This window comes from Flavobacterium sp. N2550, from assembly GCF_025947265.1.
GTDB classification, from domain to species: Bacteria; Bacteroidota; Bacteroidia; order Flavobacteriales; family Flavobacteriaceae; genus Flavobacterium; species Flavobacterium endophyticum.
Genome location: NZ_CP110007.1, coordinates 3,260,119 through 3,274,693 on the forward strand (window position 1 = coordinate 3,260,119; position 14,575 = coordinate 3,274,693).

At 45.0% G+C, this 14,575-nt stretch carries 15 protein-coding genes; 4 read left to right on the forward strand and 11 right to left on the reverse strand.

All coding sequences use genetic code 11. The annotated features are described in order from the left end of the window. Nucleotides 1-5 precede the first annotated feature (5 nt). Complete coding sequence (locus OLM56_RS14375; RefSeq protein WP_264527474.1) at nucleotides 6-998, reverse strand: hypothetical protein; 993 nt, start codon at nucleotides 996-998, stop codon at nucleotides 6-8. Between the two features lie 69 nt (nucleotides 999-1,067). Next, nucleotides 1,068-2,489, reverse strand: coding sequence for an RtcB family protein (locus tag OLM56_RS14380; RefSeq protein ID WP_264527475.1), 1,422 nt, complete (start codon nucleotides 2,487-2,489; stop codon nucleotides 1,068-1,070). A gap of 132 nt (nucleotides 2,490-2,621) precedes the next feature. Between OLM56_RS14380 and OLM56_RS14385 the strand changes: the two genes are divergently transcribed. Further along, entirely contained in the window at nucleotides 2,622-3,632 is a 1,011-nt protein-coding gene (locus OLM56_RS14385) for a helix-turn-helix transcriptional regulator (protein WP_264527476.1), read from the forward strand. 59 nt (nucleotides 3,633-3,691) lie between these two features. Further along, nucleotides 3,692-4,513: a helix-turn-helix domain-containing protein gene (locus OLM56_RS14390; protein WP_182492175.1), complete on the forward strand. Its 822-nt coding sequence runs from the start codon at nucleotides 3,692-3,694 to the stop codon at nucleotides 4,511-4,513. Nucleotides 4,514-4,541: 28 nt separating this feature from the next. On the opposite strand, the gene bla is transcribed toward OLM56_RS14390, so the two are convergent. The 7 genes from bla to OLM56_RS14425 form a co-directional block, all read right to left on the reverse strand. After that, entirely contained in the window at nucleotides 4,542-5,303 is a 762-nt protein-coding gene (gene bla, locus OLM56_RS14395; RefSeq protein WP_264527477.1) for a BlaB/IND/MUS family subclass B1 metallo-beta-lactamase, read from the reverse strand. A gap of 66 nt (nucleotides 5,304-5,369) precedes the next feature. Next, on the reverse strand, nucleotides 5,370-5,957 hold the full coding sequence (locus OLM56_RS14400) for a TIGR00730 family Rossman fold protein (protein ID WP_264527478.1): 588 nt from the start codon (nucleotides 5,955-5,957) through the stop codon (nucleotides 5,370-5,372). A gap of 77 nt (nucleotides 5,958-6,034) precedes the next feature. Beyond that, nucleotides 6,035-6,685 carry an NAD-dependent epimerase/dehydratase family protein gene (locus OLM56_RS14405; RefSeq protein WP_264527479.1) on the reverse strand — a complete coding sequence of 217 codons (651 nt, stop codon included), beginning with the start codon at nucleotides 6,683-6,685 and terminating at the stop codon, nucleotides 6,035-6,037. A gap of 168 nt (nucleotides 6,686-6,853) precedes the next feature. Continuing rightward, nucleotides 6,854-7,267, reverse strand: coding sequence for a DUF1801 domain-containing protein (locus tag OLM56_RS14410; RefSeq protein ID WP_121374495.1), 414 nt, complete (start codon nucleotides 7,265-7,267; stop codon nucleotides 6,854-6,856). A 114-nt stretch (nucleotides 7,268-7,381) separates the two neighbouring features. Beyond that, entirely contained in the window at nucleotides 7,382-7,876 is a 495-nt protein-coding gene (locus tag OLM56_RS14415; RefSeq protein ID WP_121374496.1) for an SRPBCC family protein, read from the reverse strand. 188 nt (nucleotides 7,877-8,064) lie between these two features. Continuing rightward, nucleotides 8,065-9,480 carry a hypothetical protein gene (locus OLM56_RS14420; protein ID WP_264527480.1) on the reverse strand — a complete coding sequence of 472 codons (1,416 nt, stop codon included), beginning with the start codon at nucleotides 9,478-9,480 and terminating at the stop codon, nucleotides 8,065-8,067. A 77-nt stretch (nucleotides 9,481-9,557) separates the two neighbouring features. Further along, nucleotides 9,558-10,673, reverse strand: coding sequence for a helix-turn-helix domain-containing protein (locus OLM56_RS14425; RefSeq protein ID WP_264527481.1), 1,116 nt, complete (start codon nucleotides 10,671-10,673; stop codon nucleotides 9,558-9,560). Between the two features lie 255 nt (nucleotides 10,674-10,928). Between OLM56_RS14425 and OLM56_RS14430 the strand changes: the two genes are divergently transcribed. Next, nucleotides 10,929-12,500, forward strand: coding sequence for a Na+/H+ antiporter (locus OLM56_RS14430; protein WP_121374499.1), 1,572 nt, complete (start codon nucleotides 10,929-10,931; stop codon nucleotides 12,498-12,500). A 62-nt stretch (nucleotides 12,501-12,562) separates the two neighbouring features. On the opposite strand, the gene OLM56_RS14435 is transcribed toward OLM56_RS14430, so the two are convergent. Beyond that, nucleotides 12,563-12,940 (reverse strand): VOC family protein, encoded by a 378-nt coding sequence (locus tag OLM56_RS14435; protein WP_264529024.1) that lies wholly within the window; start codon nucleotides 12,938-12,940, stop codon nucleotides 12,563-12,565. A 158-nt stretch (nucleotides 12,941-13,098) separates the two neighbouring features. After that, nucleotides 13,099-13,902, reverse strand: a complete 804-nt coding sequence (locus OLM56_RS14440) for a helix-turn-helix domain-containing protein (protein WP_264527482.1) — start codon at nucleotides 13,900-13,902, stop codon at nucleotides 13,099-13,101. A gap of 192 nt (nucleotides 13,903-14,094) precedes the next feature. Between OLM56_RS14440 and OLM56_RS14445 the strand changes: the two genes are divergently transcribed. Then, complete coding sequence (locus OLM56_RS14445; RefSeq protein WP_182492183.1) at nucleotides 14,095-14,568, forward strand: MarR family winged helix-turn-helix transcriptional regulator; 474 nt, start codon at nucleotides 14,095-14,097, stop codon at nucleotides 14,566-14,568. Nucleotides 14,569-14,575 lie beyond the last annotated feature (7 nt).

Here is a 14,575-nt window from a genome sequence, read left to right on the forward strand (position 1 = left end):
GTGGTTTATTGCTTGCTCTGTAGGGTACCAAAATCATTAAAGATTTTTTGGCTGTCGGGATCGGCTGATTTCACAATCGGCTGAACGGATGCATTAGTATCTTCGTAAGGAAATTGCAAGCCTACTGTACTCCATCCTGAGCTGTAGTACAGAATCACCTCATCCCAATACGGAATGGACTTATAGGCTTTTCTTCGTTCTTCGAGCCATTTATTTCGTTCTTCAGCTGCTTGTATTACAGATTCCTTGCTTTCTTCTTCATCTTCTACCGAGTCTGTCAGGCTTTTGATAGCACTAGATAGGATTGAGGGCGGCGGGTTTAGGACATCAGTATCATCATACTCTCTTACATCCAAGCCTAAATCCCACTTTAATTCATAGAGCAAGTGTTCTTTTAGGTTGATGCCGTACAGCAGCATATCAAATCCATAAGAAGAGAGTACATGGCTCTCTTCTCCTTCTCCTGCAGCTACAAGATAGCGATGGGTGTTAAGAGGAATCAGTACAGGGACTTTTTGGCGCCAAGCCTCAATAATCTTGATACACTCATCTTTATCATCAGGCTTTATACCCCATGATTTTAGCCATGAGGGCTGCTCGCTTTCAAACACATCAAAGCGCATACATTCAAACGGCCATTCAAATCGTTCTTTGATAGCTGCATCGTCGCGCCAGTCATGGAATAAAGGAAAAGGATTGAGGGTTATCTCGCCTGTTTCATCATCTTCATATTCTATAACTTCTTCCTTGTCTACTTTGTGCAGTATCTTTAAGAAGCTCCTATGGCTTGGGGAGAACTTGATATTCCATTTCGATTCTAAAGCGTCGATTTCTTCATCGCTAAGCGGATCTGTCCATCGAGCACCTTCAAAAAGGTAATGCCTTTGGTTCCACCAATTGCCGTCTTTTTTGCTTTCTGAAAAATCGGCCCATCTTTTTTCTGTCGTGTCCTTGACCCAATATAAAAAGGATTCAAAATCGGCTAGTCCTGTATTCATCTTATTGCTTTTTCGCTATGCTTTTTTCTTCTTTCACTCTATAAATGACTGTTCTCTTAACAGCGCTTGCTAATCTTCTCGGCTTCCGTCATCGGCCATTCGCACCATCTTGGGCGTAAACTTGGCGACCACATCTACCAATTCTTGCTGCGCGGCCATGACCTGGTTGATGTCTTTATAGGCCATCGGCGCTTCGTCTAGTCCGGCACCGATTAGGGTCACGCCATGCTGTTTTAAAATACCCTGCATCTCGTTTTTGGTAATCGTCTTGATGGCTTTGGTACGGCTCATCTGTCGTCCGGCACCGTGCGAAGCCGAGTTGATGGCATTTTCTTCTCCTTTCCCTCTCACCAGAAACCCGGGCGCGGTCATGCTTCCGGGTATGATTCCCATCACGCCCTTTCCGGCCGGAGTGGCTCCTTTTCGATGTACGATGACTTCTTCTCCGTTCCAGACTTCTTTCCACGCAAAATTATGGTGGTTTTCGACCTTCGCCAAGACCATAGCGCCCAGCGCCTGCTGCATTTTGTTATGGATAATCTCGTGGCAGGCAGAAGCATAATCGCCCGCCAGGTTCATGGCAATCCAGTATTCTTGGCCCAGTTCAGAATCCATATCCAGATACGCCAGGTTTCGTGCCGCTTCAGGCAGTCGGCATACTTCTTTGGCGATCTTTGTATAATGTCCGGCAACCGTAGCGCCAAAACCTCTGGAACCGGAATGCGTCAGCAGCGCGACGTATTTTCCTTTGGGAATGTTCAGTACTGCATCATCGGCTGCAAATTCCAAGATTCCGAATTCTACAAAGTGGTTTCCTCCGCCAGACGAACCCAGCTGCGACCAGGCTTTGTCTTTCAGGTTCTTGATAAATGAGTTGGTCTCAAAATCGGGGCTTTCCAAGACTGCATGGTCTGATCGGTACTGTCCTTGGAAACCGTGTCCGGCTCCAAATTTAGAATGGGCTATCAGCTCTCTCTTGAACTTGTCTTCGTTCTTGTAATAGAAATCTTCTGGAATATCGTATACCGACAGTGCCATACGGCATCCGATATCCACGCCCACTCCATACGGAATGATGGCATTTCGGGTCGCGAGTACGCCTCCGATAGGCAGTCCGTAGCCTTGGTGTGCATCGGGCATCAGGGCACCGGCAGCCGTAACGGGCAGCTGCATTGCTACCTTCATCTGCTGGATAGCGCCTTCTTCGATATGGTCGAGTCCGTAAGACGAAAAGGCCTTTGGCTGTGGGTTTAGTGATATAAAATCTTCTGGCTTTTCATTTGCTTTTTCGATCAGTGCCGTGGCCAGCTTTCCGAAAAGCGCATCGTCTATATAATTTTCTGGAGCTTGCAGCACTTTTTTATAGTGGTCGAGCATCTGGTCTTTGGTAAGTCCATTTCTCTTTTTGTTTATCTTTAAGGCCGTCCCGATGATGCTTCCTTGCGGGTATCCTAATTCTAGGAGGTCTGTACCGTTGATTGGTGTTTTCATGTCTTTTGTTTTTTGATGGTACAAAGCTGAAATCAAAGTACGCAATTATTTTGCGCAGTAAAAAAGAATTTCTATTTTTGGCTGTAAGGCTTTATCGAGCCTGCCTGTGCTGTATCTTAAAGCTAAGAAAAAATGTCTCAAAACAAAAATGCGCTTATCCGGTATAAGACGATTGACAAGTGCCTGCAGAACCACTACCGGAAATGGACTTTGGAAGACTTGATGGAGGCCTGCTCTGATGCCTTGTTTGAATATGAGGGCAAGGAAAACTCCGTGAGCAAGAGAACGACCCAGCTCGACATCCAGCTCATGCGCAGTGAAAAGCTGGGTTATAATGCGCCCATAGTGGTTTATGACAAGAAGTATTACCGCTATGAGGACGAGGAGTATACGATTACCGATATTCCTTTGACAGAAACGGACATCAACGTGCTGACGGAGACGGTTTCAATGCTCAAGCAGTTCAAGGACTTTTCTCTTTTTAGCGATGTGTCCGACATCTTGCAGCGGCTCGAAGATAAGATCTATGCCGAGAAATCGCATACCAAGCCGGTCATCTACCTTGACAAGAACGAGAACTTGAAAGGACTGCATTTTTTGGATACGCTATACCAGGCCATCATAAAAAAGGTGGTCGTGCTGCTCACCTACCAGTCGTTCAAATCGAAAGAGCCGCAGCAGTTTGCCTTTCATCCGTTTGTGCTCAAAGAATTCAATAACCGCTGGTTTTTGGTCGGCAAGAAAAAAGCATCGCTGCCTGTGGTCAATCTTGCCTTAGACCGTATTGTTTCTGTTGATTTTGATTTTAACCTTCCGTATATCGAAGAAAACTTTGATGCCGAAGATTTTTACAAAGACATCATCGGGGTCACGGTCAACCAAGGGCTCAACGCTCGAAAAATCAGCCTTTGGGTCGATGCCGATAATGCGCCTTATGTACTGACCAAGCCGTTTCATTCATCGCAGACTATTGAAGAGCAGCGGGAAGACGGAAGCATCGTGTTCTGCCTGTGGCTCAAGGTTAATTATGAGTTCGAAAGGCTGCTGCTGGGCTTTGGCGAAGGCATCGAGGTCTTGGCACCGGAAAGCCTGAGACAGCGTATCAGGGAAAAGCTGAAAAAAGCGCTGAGAAATTATGAATAGGCCGTTAAACAAATCATAATGGCCTGCATCCGTATCAGATAAAAACAGAACTTCGCCAAATGCAATTACAGTACTTCACGCCGAAAAGCAAGCTTCTTGCCCGATACCTTGAGGGATATTATTTCTTGGAAAAAGAAAGGGATGAGCCTGCGGTAGAATACCTGACGTTTCCGAACAATTTCAGCATCGTATCGCTGCTGCAGGATACGCAGCTGACCTTGGCTGGTAATAGCGTGCTTATTGAAGAAAAAACAGGGGGCGATTTTACCTCGCAGCTTATCTGCCATTACGAGAAGCCTATCAAGATCCGCTACGAAGGGCGTATCCGAGAGATTACGTTCTATTTTAAGCCGCTGGGACTGAATGCTTTTATCGAAAAGCCGCTGCAGCAGTATCTGGGAGATTCGTTCCGTTCGTTTCTGCCGTTCGAGGATTATGAGGCCGCGATGAAGTCGGTATTGGCCGAAGAGAGCCTGGACGAACAGCGGAACAGCATCGAAAACTATTGGCTGTCAAAGTTTTTGGGATTTGAGCACGAACTCTTGCAGGATATCTTGTCTGACCTTACAGACAAGACAAAAGACTATGCCATAGAGCAGCTGGCGGAGAAATACCATACCAGCAGGCAGAATATCAGCAGGCAGTTTAGCATCCATATCGGCAAGACGCCATCGGAATTCAAGAAAACGCAGCGCTTTCGGCAGACGATGGCAAAAAACATGGAGGGCACGAACCTGACCACCTTGAGCTATGACAATTCTTTTTATGACCAGTCGCACCTCATCAGGGACTTCAAGTCGTTTACGGGGCTGACACCGAAGGCGTTCTTTAAGTCGATATCGCTGCAGGAAAACGCGACCATAAACTGGCTGTTCTTATAGCAGCGCAGATTGCTGTGACTTCTTTTGCTTACCGTTTTTTCTTGACGAGCTTTAGGGTATGCTGGAGTGCCTTGGGACTGTCCCAAGCAAAATGTCCGGGTATCACATAGCTCGGCTTCGGGTATTTGTTGATCAGCTTTTTCATGGTTCCTTCCCAAGCATCGATGTCGGCATCGCCAGTATATCCGAGATCATTGTTTTCGGTACTTTTTATAAGGCATCCGCCATACAGTACTTTTTCCTTTTCGAACCAAACAACAATATTGTCCTGAGTATGGCCTGCACCTGGATAAAAAGTCTCAAATTTCTTATTTCCGACAGTAAAGACGGTGTCCTTTTCAAAATGGTAGGCTGCCTTGGCATTGCCTTCTTGAACGGACAGCTCATGCGTCAGCTTGGATGTATAGGTCGGGATGCCGTGCTTTTTATAATAGTCAAGCCCTGCCGAACTGTCGTCATGAAAGTGCGTAGCGATGCAGAGCACTACTTTTTTCTGGTGCCTTTTGTAGATGCTGTCTAATAGCGGCTGAAAGTCGGATTCGTCCCAAGGGGTATCGATCAAAATAACGCCTTTGTCCGACACCACATACATGCTGTTGGATGGGAAGGGCTTGCCGTCGAGGTCTTTGTAGGTCGTATAAACGTAAAAGTCATCCGTCAAGGGCGTGATCGTAAGCTTGGGTGTTTCTGCCTGCCCAAAAAGGGTATTGGAGAACAGCAGCAGGATAGCGAATACTGCTGTGACATATACGGGCTGTTGGATGCTGGTGTTGTGTTTTTGTAGGATCATTTTTGATTTTTGATTTTTGATTTTGGCGGGGTGTCTTGTCTGGCTTCTAAGAGGTTATGGGCATGATTACTCGTTTCCTTTAGGAATCCATTTTCCTACTTCGGGAGCTTTATAGGCTTCCATCTTCTGGAAAAGTGTTTCGGCAACATCGCTCACAAGAATCATCTGCTGATTGATAGGCTTTAAAAAGCCTTTCTGGGTCATGTTGGAGACAAACTCGAGCAGCAGGGCATAAAAGCCCGCCACGTTCAGTATGCCTATCGGTTTTTTATGGAGTCCGAGCTGAGCCCAAGTGAGCATCTCAAAAAATTCTTCGAGGGTACCAAAGCCGCCCGGCAAGACAATCACGCCGTCGCAGAGCTCGTTCATCTTGGTCTTTCTTTCATGCATGCTTTCTACAAGAAGCAGTTCCGTCAGTCCTTGGTGTGCTATTTCCTTGTCTTTCAGGAAATACGGCAGGACTCCGTAGGCTTTTCCGCCCTGCCCTAGAACGCCGTCGGCTACGGCACCCATGAGTCCTACATTGGCACCTCCGTAGACAAGTTCGTAGCCGTGTTTTGCCATAGCTTCTCCTAGGGCGAAAGCTTGTTTTTCAAAGGCCGCATCGGTACCGAAGCTGGAACCGCAGAACACTGTTATTCTTTTTATGCTCATAGCATTTCTTTTTTTGTAGGGTTCAAATATACGAAATGGGCCCGAGAGCCCATTTATTATTTGTTTGTATACGACTGTTAGACTGGCTTTGCCAGTTCCTTGATGTCTTCTATTTCGAGTATGGATTTCGGATAGCCTTTCTGCACGGCATGAATCATGGCCTGCCCTATCTGCTGCATCGTGAGCGATTTTTTCGGGAACAGAATCGGAATTATCGGTATGATGATCTTAAAGATAGCCTTTATGTTCTTTTGGTCTTTGAAGGGCTTCATGAATCCGGGACGGAAATTGTATTCGCCCCTAAACGGCAACTTTAGTAGCGCATTTTCGGTGCGGCCTTTTACTCTTGCCCACATGATGCGGCCTTTTTCAGAACTGTCGGTATGACTGCCGGAAACGAAAGTAAAGACCATGTTCGGGTTGATTGCTGCCAGAACTTTGGCAAAAGCGAGCGTCGTATCGTAGGTGATGTGCGTATAGTCGGCTTCGTTCATCCCTATGGAGCTTATGCCGGCGCAATAAAAGCAGGCGTCGTATCCGGCTAAGACATCTGCATATTGTTCCAGCTTCATAAAATCAGGCACGATAAGCGCTTCTAATTTTGGATGGCTTAGCGGCGATGGCTTGCGGTTGACCATCAGTACTTGCTTTACGGCTGGGTTCTGCAGGCATTCTAACAGGACTCCTTCTCCAACCATGCCTGTCGCTCCGGTAATGATTACTTTCATATCGTATTGGGTATTTGCTGTATGCTAATGATACAGTCGTTATCTTTTCTGCCAAAAGTCGGTATTCTGTACGCTTTGTGCTTTGCTGTAAGGTTCAATTGTGCTTTGTTGTAGAGTCCACAAATGCATTATGAATTGGGAATTACGAATTACGATTAGAAGACAGGATTAAGGATAGAGTGCCTTGGCGTGTTTTGTCGAGGCAGTGATGAGCTGTTTCATGATGTCGATGTCGATATCTGCGAGTTTTTTGATGTAGACACAGACCTTTCCCGTCTTGTGTTTTCCGAGTTTCTGCAATAATTCTTCGCGGGTCTCAAATTCGTCTATATACAGTACTATCGAATCTTTTCTTGGCGAGAATGCGGCATAAGGCATGTCGCCCTCATGGCCGCTGTTGTATTTATAATGGTAGCTGCCGTACCCGATGATGCTGCCTCCCCACATTTTGGGAGGGTATCCTGTAAGTTCTTCATAGATAGCGGCTATCTGGAAGCAGTCGTTTCGTTTGGTCTCGTCTGGAACCGTGTTGATAAAATCTGTTACGCTGGATTGGGTTTCTGTCGTCTTGTTTTTTGCCATGGCCTTTGTGTTTCTCTATTATTGGAACCTGTTGCAATGCACCGCTAATATACAAAAAAGCTGCCCTGCATGATAGCAGGACAGCTTGATAAATAATTGTTTTCATGGAAGGAATCAGGATGCTAAAAGTGCATCTAGATTTTCTAATCCGGCTGTAAATCCTTCCTTGAAGCCCATTTCGAGGATCTGTTCTAGGTCAGCCAGCTCTTTGTAGCTGATTTCGATAGTCACGATAGTCGAATCGGCTTGCTGCTTGAAGGTGTTGTTCCACAGCGATCTAGAGAAATCCGTATTTATAGTACCGTTCTCGTCGCAGAAAGCGTCATAGGCCGAATAGCTTTGTGAAACTTTGATGTCTTTATAGTCGGCTCTCGCCCAGTGTTGCGTACCGTCAGGGCCTACCATGGCATAGAGCCAGGTTCCGCCTTCGCTGAAATCCATCGATTTGGTTTTGGCTTTCCATGGTTTTGGCGCCCACCACTGGTCGAGCAGTTCGCTCGTGGTCCACGCAGCCCATACCTTGTCTAGAGGTGCTGCAAATTCCCTTTCTACTTTGATTTTCTTATTTTCCTTGTCAACAGAAAAATTCATTAAAAGATTGTTTCTCATTTTTTTTACTTTAAATTACTCAATACTATCGAGTTGACAAAATAGTTTCCTAAAAAAGTGATTTCAGAAACGTTCAATGCGCAACTTATCAGTTGCAAATATATGCAACTTTTTGGTTGCACAAAATAATTTAGTGTTTTTTTTAACTTGTTGGATTACGATAGTACAGAAAAACAATCCGTGACAGCCTACCACACATACAAAACAGAATAGATGTCGGGTCCGGAACCGGCATAGAGTAAATTGAGCTGATCCGCCAGATAGAGGCCATTGACGATGAATTTATAGCGGTATTCTCCTTTGGGCAGCGAAACGGTACAGGTCCACTTTCCCTTTTCTTTTTGCAACGGAAGGATTGCCCAATTGGAAAAATCGCCCGTAAGGGAAACCTGCTCGGCTCCTTCAAAATCATTCATCGTGAAGGTAACAGTCTGGTCGTGCTGCTTGCCGAAGAGCGTGGCGGCGTAATTGTTAGGGTCGGCTGCAAGCACTTTAGCAAAACATCGGTCGCTTTCGGCAATCCTGCCCTCTTTGCGGTAGGCTGTCGCAAGCCAGGTGTCGATTTCGAGTTTTTCTGGGTCATACGCTTTCAGCCGTTCTAAGAAACGGATACCGTCTTTGGTATGGCCCATGGCTATTGCCTGTGCGGCCAGCTCAATGGCATCGTTGTTCTTGAAGTTGTAGTCATGGGGATGGTATTTTCTTAATGAATCATAGGCAGTCAGGGCTCTGTCAATGCCTCCTGTTGTGTATTTCTCTAGTATCACCGGAGCAATACTCTTGGGGAAATAGGCCTGCATGTCTTGAAAATGCTTGCCTTTTTTAAGTTCTTCGTGTAAAGAAATAACGACGGGAAGAGCAAAGTCGTTTTTATAATACAGATGGATGGTTTTCTTTTTTAATTCTGCTACCATGGAATAATTGGAAACGAGATTGCTTGGCTTTTTCTGCGCTGTCTTTTGCAGGATCTCTACAATGTCTTGCAACTCATAGTTTTTTTCCTGACGTAAATATTCTTTGGCAAGATCCCTACGCCAGCAGGCTTCATGGTGCTGGTTGTTGATACTGTAGTTGGTCAGTACAAAATTCTTTGTGGCACGTCTTATTACGTAACTACCGTGTACCGTAGCATAGTCGCCGCTGGCATCGCTTATAAAAAGCTGGGCTCCCGTGAGGCGTACCAGATTAAACTGGGAGATGAATTGCAGGGCTTCGTCTACAGTCTTGCATTGCTTTAGGATGTCTGTAGCTACTTCGGTTTCCCTGTCTGTTTTTTTAGGGTCGCGGGTGGCAGGAATTTCGTCTATGGCGGTATAATCTACAAAGAGCCCTTTGGTATTCATGCCGCCTTGAGGGTTCTTATACATCTGGCTGTTGGTGTTTTCATCGGACGAAAGTTCTGTCCAGATCATATACCCATAGGATTTTTTGAGGGCAGGAAAATACCAAAGCCTGTAATTAAGAGAAGGTGTTTCGTCTTCGTTATTGCCGATCCAGACATGACGCCCGTCGTTCGCAATAAATATCGTGCAGGCATTGGAAGCCGGCAGGCTGAAAAAGATAGAGAACAGGAAAGCAACGAAATTTTTACGGTAAGTGGTCATAGGTACGCTGTTTTTAAAGGCCAAAATTAGCCTGAAAAACAGCCTTGTTTGTTCGGGTGGATATATCCGAACAGGTTTTATTGCCTGTTATTGCTCTTGGCGTATTCGGTAGGCGACATCCCGGTCCACTTTTTAAAAGCAGTATTAAAGGCCGTCTTTGAATTAAAACCGGAAGCAAAGGCAATACCGACCATGTTGAGTGCTTCTACCTTATCTGAAGCCAGCAGCCGTTTTGCTTCTTCTACTCTTTTGCTGTTGATGAAGTTATAGAAATTGCCTCCCGTAGCTTCATTGATCAGATAGGAAGTATCGTGTATGCTGATTCCGAGCTTGTCTGCCAAAACAGGAAGGCTTAGTCCGTTATCTAAGAAAATCTTTTCTTCGGAGACCAGCTTGTCTAGCTTTGCTGATAACAGGGCCAGCTCGGTTTTGTCTAGCCGTTCTGTTTTTTTGGGCTCTTTTAGTACGGGAGCTTCAAAAAGCGCGGTTATGTCTTGCAGTTCTTTTGTGTCGAATTCAAAAATAGTACGCTGCCGGATGGAAAAATAGGATAGGAAAAAGACAGCGCCTGTATATACGATCGGCATGATATCTAGCATCTGCGGCAGGCCTATCAAGGCGTCATTGATCCAGAAAAGCAGCATAAAAATCAAGATGAGTAAAAAGTACCGAAGCCAGTCTAGGCTTATCTCTGAAGTCACTGCTGCTATGAGGCGCAGGTTCTTTTTGTGCCGAATCAGGGCAAGATAACAGAAGATTATATAGGCTGCCAGCTGTACGGGCACTATATCGCGGACTAAAAAATCTGCGGAACCGATGCTAAATAGCTTTACCAACATCAGGTTGGTGGTTTCAGAAAATCCTAGAAAAGCAATACTCGTGTAGATCAAGAAGGGCAAAAAATGTAATACGTCTTTCTTTGCAAAAGATTTGGTGGGATTCACAAAATAGAGCGTGCTTAGCCAAAGGCTGGGCGCCATGATAAACTGCAGGGCATTGAGCCATAGGCTAAGATTGGCGAACCGATGTGCTTCGCTTCTAAGGCTGACTTCTAAAAAGGAGCTTCCCATCAGAAAGACAAACAGAGCAAGCCATCTGTTGGCTTTTAGGTTCTGTCCCAGCGGATGGAAAAAAAGCATAAAGCCCAAGAGAAGGCAGGCTCCGGCAGAAAAGCACATTAGGAAGACGTTCATCGGCAAGCGTGATTTAAGAGGAGTGGCACAATGCCCTCTAAATAAATTCAATCTTCAAATCTAAGGAAAAAACAATTCACGGTACCACTATCTAAATACGATTGCGATGGAGAACATCGAGCTACAGAAAAAATCTTAATGCTTTTTTTCTATATTGGACGAAGAAAACCAGATACTATTTTCGTATTAAGACATTCCTTTACGTCATTGCAAAAGACTCGTCCAAATTTATATATTTGTATCTAAAATTATCCTATGCTGCACCAATTCCCTTTCTATCTGGCTGTTATTCTGGCCATTATTTTTCTGGTCATGCTGGCCAACAAGATCAAGATTGCCTACCCTATCTTATTGGTATTGGCGGGCTTGGCTATCAGCTTTATACCGGGCATACCTCCGGTCAAGATAGATCCTGAGTTGATATTCATCATCTTCCTGCCGCCGCTGCTTTATGAAGCGGCCTGGTCTACTTCTTGGAAGGAACTTTGGCGCTGGCGCAGGATTATCGGCAGCTTTGCCTTTTTGATCGTATTTCTTACGGCTTTTGCCGTCGCCTTGGTATCCAGCCACTTTATACCCGGATTCACGCTGGCGTTGGGATTCCTTTTGGGCGGCATCGTATCACCTCCTGATGCGGTGAGCGTAGGCGCCATATTAAAATTCGTAAAAGTGCCGAAAAGGCTGGCCTCTATGCTGGAGGGAGAGAGCTTATTGAATGACGCTTCGAGTTTGATCGTCTTTCGATTTGCGTTGATTACCATTGGTACGGGACAGTTTATCTTGCAGGAAGCCGCACTGAACTTCGGCTGGATGGTCTTTGGAGGAATAGGCATCGGTGTGCTTATCGCGTTCGTGTTTTTTAAAGTGCATCGGCTATTGCCAACAGACGTCAACATGGACATCGTGCTTACGCTGGTGGCGCCTTATATCATGTATATGGTTGCGGAAGAACTGCACAGTTCGGGAGTCTTGTCTGTCGTGAGCGGCGGCTTGTTCTTGGCCACGCGAAACCATCGTTTTTTGTCCGGAAGCAGCAGGCTCAGGGCCGTAAATGTATGGGAGTCGCTGGTATTTGTGCTGAACGGACTTGTATTTATGTTTATAGGATTAGAACTTCCGGAAATCGTGAACGGCTTGGAAGGCGTGAGCATAAGCGCTGCCATGGGCTACGGCGTATTGATTACGGCTGTATTGATTGTCGTTCGTATCATATCTGCGTATGGGGCGGTTATCTTTACGCTGATTGTCCGAAATTTTATCGCGGTAGCCGACACCCGAAATCCAGGGATAAAAGGACCGTTTGTTTTAGGATGGGCGGGCATGAGAGGCGTGGTATCCTTGGCAGCAGCACTGTCGATTCCCGTACAATTAGACAACGGAGCTGCTTTTCCGCAGCGCAACCTCATCTTGTTCATCACTTTTGTTGTCATCTTGCTGACGTTGGTCGTGCAGGGCTTGACGCTTCCTTTTATTATCAAGAAATTCAACTTGCCCGAATACGACCATCTGCTTAGTGACGAGGAATCGTATCATCACATGTACAAACAGCTGGCCCAGCAAAGTCTGGAACATCTAAAGACCAAATATTCAAAAGAGCTAAAAGAACAGCCTGTCTTGCAGCAGATAGCCCGCAAATGGGAAGACAGCAGCGTTTTGCTGGATGATGCCTCGATGGCTTCGGAATGCAAGACTGTCTATCTTGCGATGCTCGACCAGCAAAGGCATTGGCTGCGTACGTGGAACCATGACCATCATGTGAATGAAGAGGTTGTCCGCAGGCACTTGCGCCGTCTGGATATTGAGGAAGAAAAGATGCAGTTTCAATAGACCGACTGATTTGTTTTTAAAATAAAAAAAGAGTGCCTTAACAAACAAGGCACTCTTTTTTATTATTCTCTTGAAGCATATTGGACAATGTCAATCCCTACTCCATTCGGGTCTTGGATGGCAAAGTGCCTGTCGCCCCAGGGCTCGTCTCTCAGGTCGATCTTGATAGCGATGCCTTTCTTTTTTAATTCTTCATACCGGCTGTCGACGTTTTCGACTTCGATAGTCAGGTACATCCCGTCGCCCAAAAAAGGCTTGTGGAATAACGGCTGCTGCGAAGGATGATTCGGCAATAGAAAGCTGATCTCTGCTTCATGGTTGGGCGTGTGCATGAGCAGGTAAAATTCATTTTCGAAGGTGACTCCAAATCCTAGTATATCGGTATAGAATGCCTTGCTTTCGGATAGCTTATTTGTTACAATTCCTGCGTTTAGTTTCATGGGTTTTGCGGTTTTAACGGTTAGACTTTTTTGAGCATAAAAATGTGCTGATGTGCCAGCCAACAATAAAATTAATAGTACTTTTTTCATAATGTTGCTTTTTTACATTACAAATTTCTCAAAACACGATTGGATTAGATTGTAAAAAATAGACATAATTACCTTCCGAAGGCTTTGCTCGGCGTCACGCCATAAAAGTTTTTAAAGTCTTTGATAAAATGGGATTGATCGTAATAGCCTACGTCATAAAACAGCTTGTTCTCCCTAAGGCTCTGGCTGGAAGGCTTGGCTTTTAATATGTTTTGGAATCTCACGACCTGGCTGAAGGTCTTGGCACTGGTCCCGACATAAAAATCAAACAGCCTATGGAGCTGCCTCGGACTGATTCCCGTATCCAAGCCATTTTTGATGTCGACCACGCCATAATTTTTAAGGATAATCTGGATGGCATCGTAGAGCCTGTTATCATAATTCAAGCTGGCTTTTTGCAAGTGGCCTATAAAAAAGGAATCTAGCACATCTGTAATCCTGCTAAAATCCATAGTCACGTCGAACCGGCTTCTGATAAACGCGGCAACTTCGGGCAGGACCAATTCTAATTCTTGGGAACGGTTGCTCAGTTCAAAGGCCGGGACTGAAAATAATTGCGTGAACATGGTCGGCAGAAATCGTATGCCGATATAATGAAAGTTTTTGTCGAGAATAAATTCGGTGTATTTTTTGCAAAAGCCCATGACAAAGTTTTCTTCGGGCCTGTGCAACTCAAAAAAGATATCAATACAGCCGTCGGCCACAACCCGATAGACGAATTCGTTTTCTAGCGGTGCATTTGTCTTTAATTGCCAATAGCAGTAAATAGTATCCTGCAATGCCAGACTTGGAGCCTTATCTTGATAGAGCACTTCAAGATTATGGGGCGTAACGGTAGGCTGCAAAGGCGTGAATAGCTCTCTTATTCTCATTCATTAATTATAAGGGTTATACAAATTTAAAATTATTTTATTGCTGCTCTAGGAAATCTATAGCCTGAAACCGCATTTAGGTGCCGGATAAAAAGCAACGGAAGTTATCAAAAGATAATTATTCTGTTAAAAAAACAAATTACTATGCGTGCATAATATTTTATTTTGTACATTTGGAATAAGCTAATACTTATGAAAGACAAAACTATAGACTATATTTTGAGAGCGACATGGCAAGCGGTCTCGCGCATGTATAATGAAGAAGCCGCCAAATACGGTGCAACTATGGCTACGGGATTCGCGTTATTGAGCCTTGATAAAGACAAAGGGTCGCCTTCGACCACGCTAGGACCTAAAATGGGAATGGAAGCTACCAGCCTTACCAGAACATTGAAATCCATGGAAGACAAAGGATTGATTACACGCAAGAAAAATCCAGTTGATGGACGCGGCGTATTAATACACCTTACCAAGTTCGGAAAAGAAAAAAGAGAGCTCTCTAAAAATACGGTACTGAAATTTAACGAGACCATCCGAGAGCACATCTCTGAAGAAAAGCTGCAGCACTTTATTGAGGTAGCAGAAACCATCAACAATCTCATTGCAGACAAGCATATCTTTTCGGATATCGAAGAAGAAAAACAGATACAAACAACAAACAAATAATATAAAG

What these genes read in the sequence shown, in the direction of transcription:
- OLM56_RS14425 (WP_264527481.1), bottom strand. Translation starts at nt 10,673, where the DNA reads ATGAACGTCTTCCTAATGTGCTTTTCTGCCGGAGCCTGCCTTCTCTTG.
- OLM56_RS14405 (WP_264527479.1), bottom strand. Translation starts at nt 6,685, where the DNA reads ATGAAAGTAATCATTACCGGAGCGACAGGCATGGTTGGAGAAGGAGTC.
- OLM56_RS14390 (WP_182492175.1), top strand. Translation starts at nt 3,692, where the DNA reads ATGCAATTACAGTACTTCACGCCGAAAAGCAAGCTTCTTGCCCGATAC.
- OLM56_RS14410 (WP_121374495.1), bottom strand. Translation starts at nt 7,267, where the DNA reads ATGGCAAAAAACAAGACGACAGAAACCCAATCCAGCGTAACAGATTTT.
- OLM56_RS14400 (WP_264527478.1), bottom strand. Translation starts at nt 5,957, where the DNA reads ATGAGCATAAAAAGAATAACAGTGTTCTGCGGTTCCAGCTTCGGTACC.
- OLM56_RS14375 (WP_264527474.1), bottom strand. Translation starts at nt 998, where the DNA reads ATGAATACAGGACTAGCCGATTTTGAATCCTTTTTATATTGGGTCAAG.
- OLM56_RS14430 (WP_121374499.1), top strand. Translation starts at nt 10,929, where the DNA reads ATGCTGCACCAATTCCCTTTCTATCTGGCTGTTATTCTGGCCATTATT.
- OLM56_RS14385 (WP_264527476.1), top strand. Translation starts at nt 2,622, where the DNA reads ATGTCTCAAAACAAAAATGCGCTTATCCGGTATAAGACGATTGACAAG.
- OLM56_RS14420 (WP_264527480.1), bottom strand. Translation starts at nt 9,480, where the DNA reads ATGACCACTTACCGTAAAAATTTCGTTGCTTTCCTGTTCTCTATCTTT.
- bla (WP_264527477.1), bottom strand. Translation starts at nt 5,303, where the DNA reads ATGATCCTACAAAAACACAACACCAGCATCCAACAGCCCGTATATGTC.
- OLM56_RS14415 (WP_121374496.1), bottom strand. Translation starts at nt 7,876, where the DNA reads ATGAGAAACAATCTTTTAATGAATTTTTCTGTTGACAAGGAAAATAAG.
- OLM56_RS14435 (WP_264529024.1), bottom strand. Translation starts at nt 12,940, where the DNA reads ATGAAACTAAACGCAGGAATTGTAACAAATAAGCTATCCGAAAGCAAG.
- OLM56_RS14445 (WP_182492183.1), top strand. Translation starts at nt 14,095, where the DNA reads ATGAAAGACAAAACTATAGACTATATTTTGAGAGCGACATGGCAAGCG.
- OLM56_RS14440 (WP_264527482.1), bottom strand. Translation starts at nt 13,902, where the DNA reads ATGAGAATAAGAGAGCTATTCACGCCTTTGCAGCCTACCGTTACGCCC.
- OLM56_RS14380 (WP_264527475.1), bottom strand. Translation starts at nt 2,489, where the DNA reads ATGAAAACACCAATCAACGGTACAGACCTCCTAGAATTAGGATACCCG.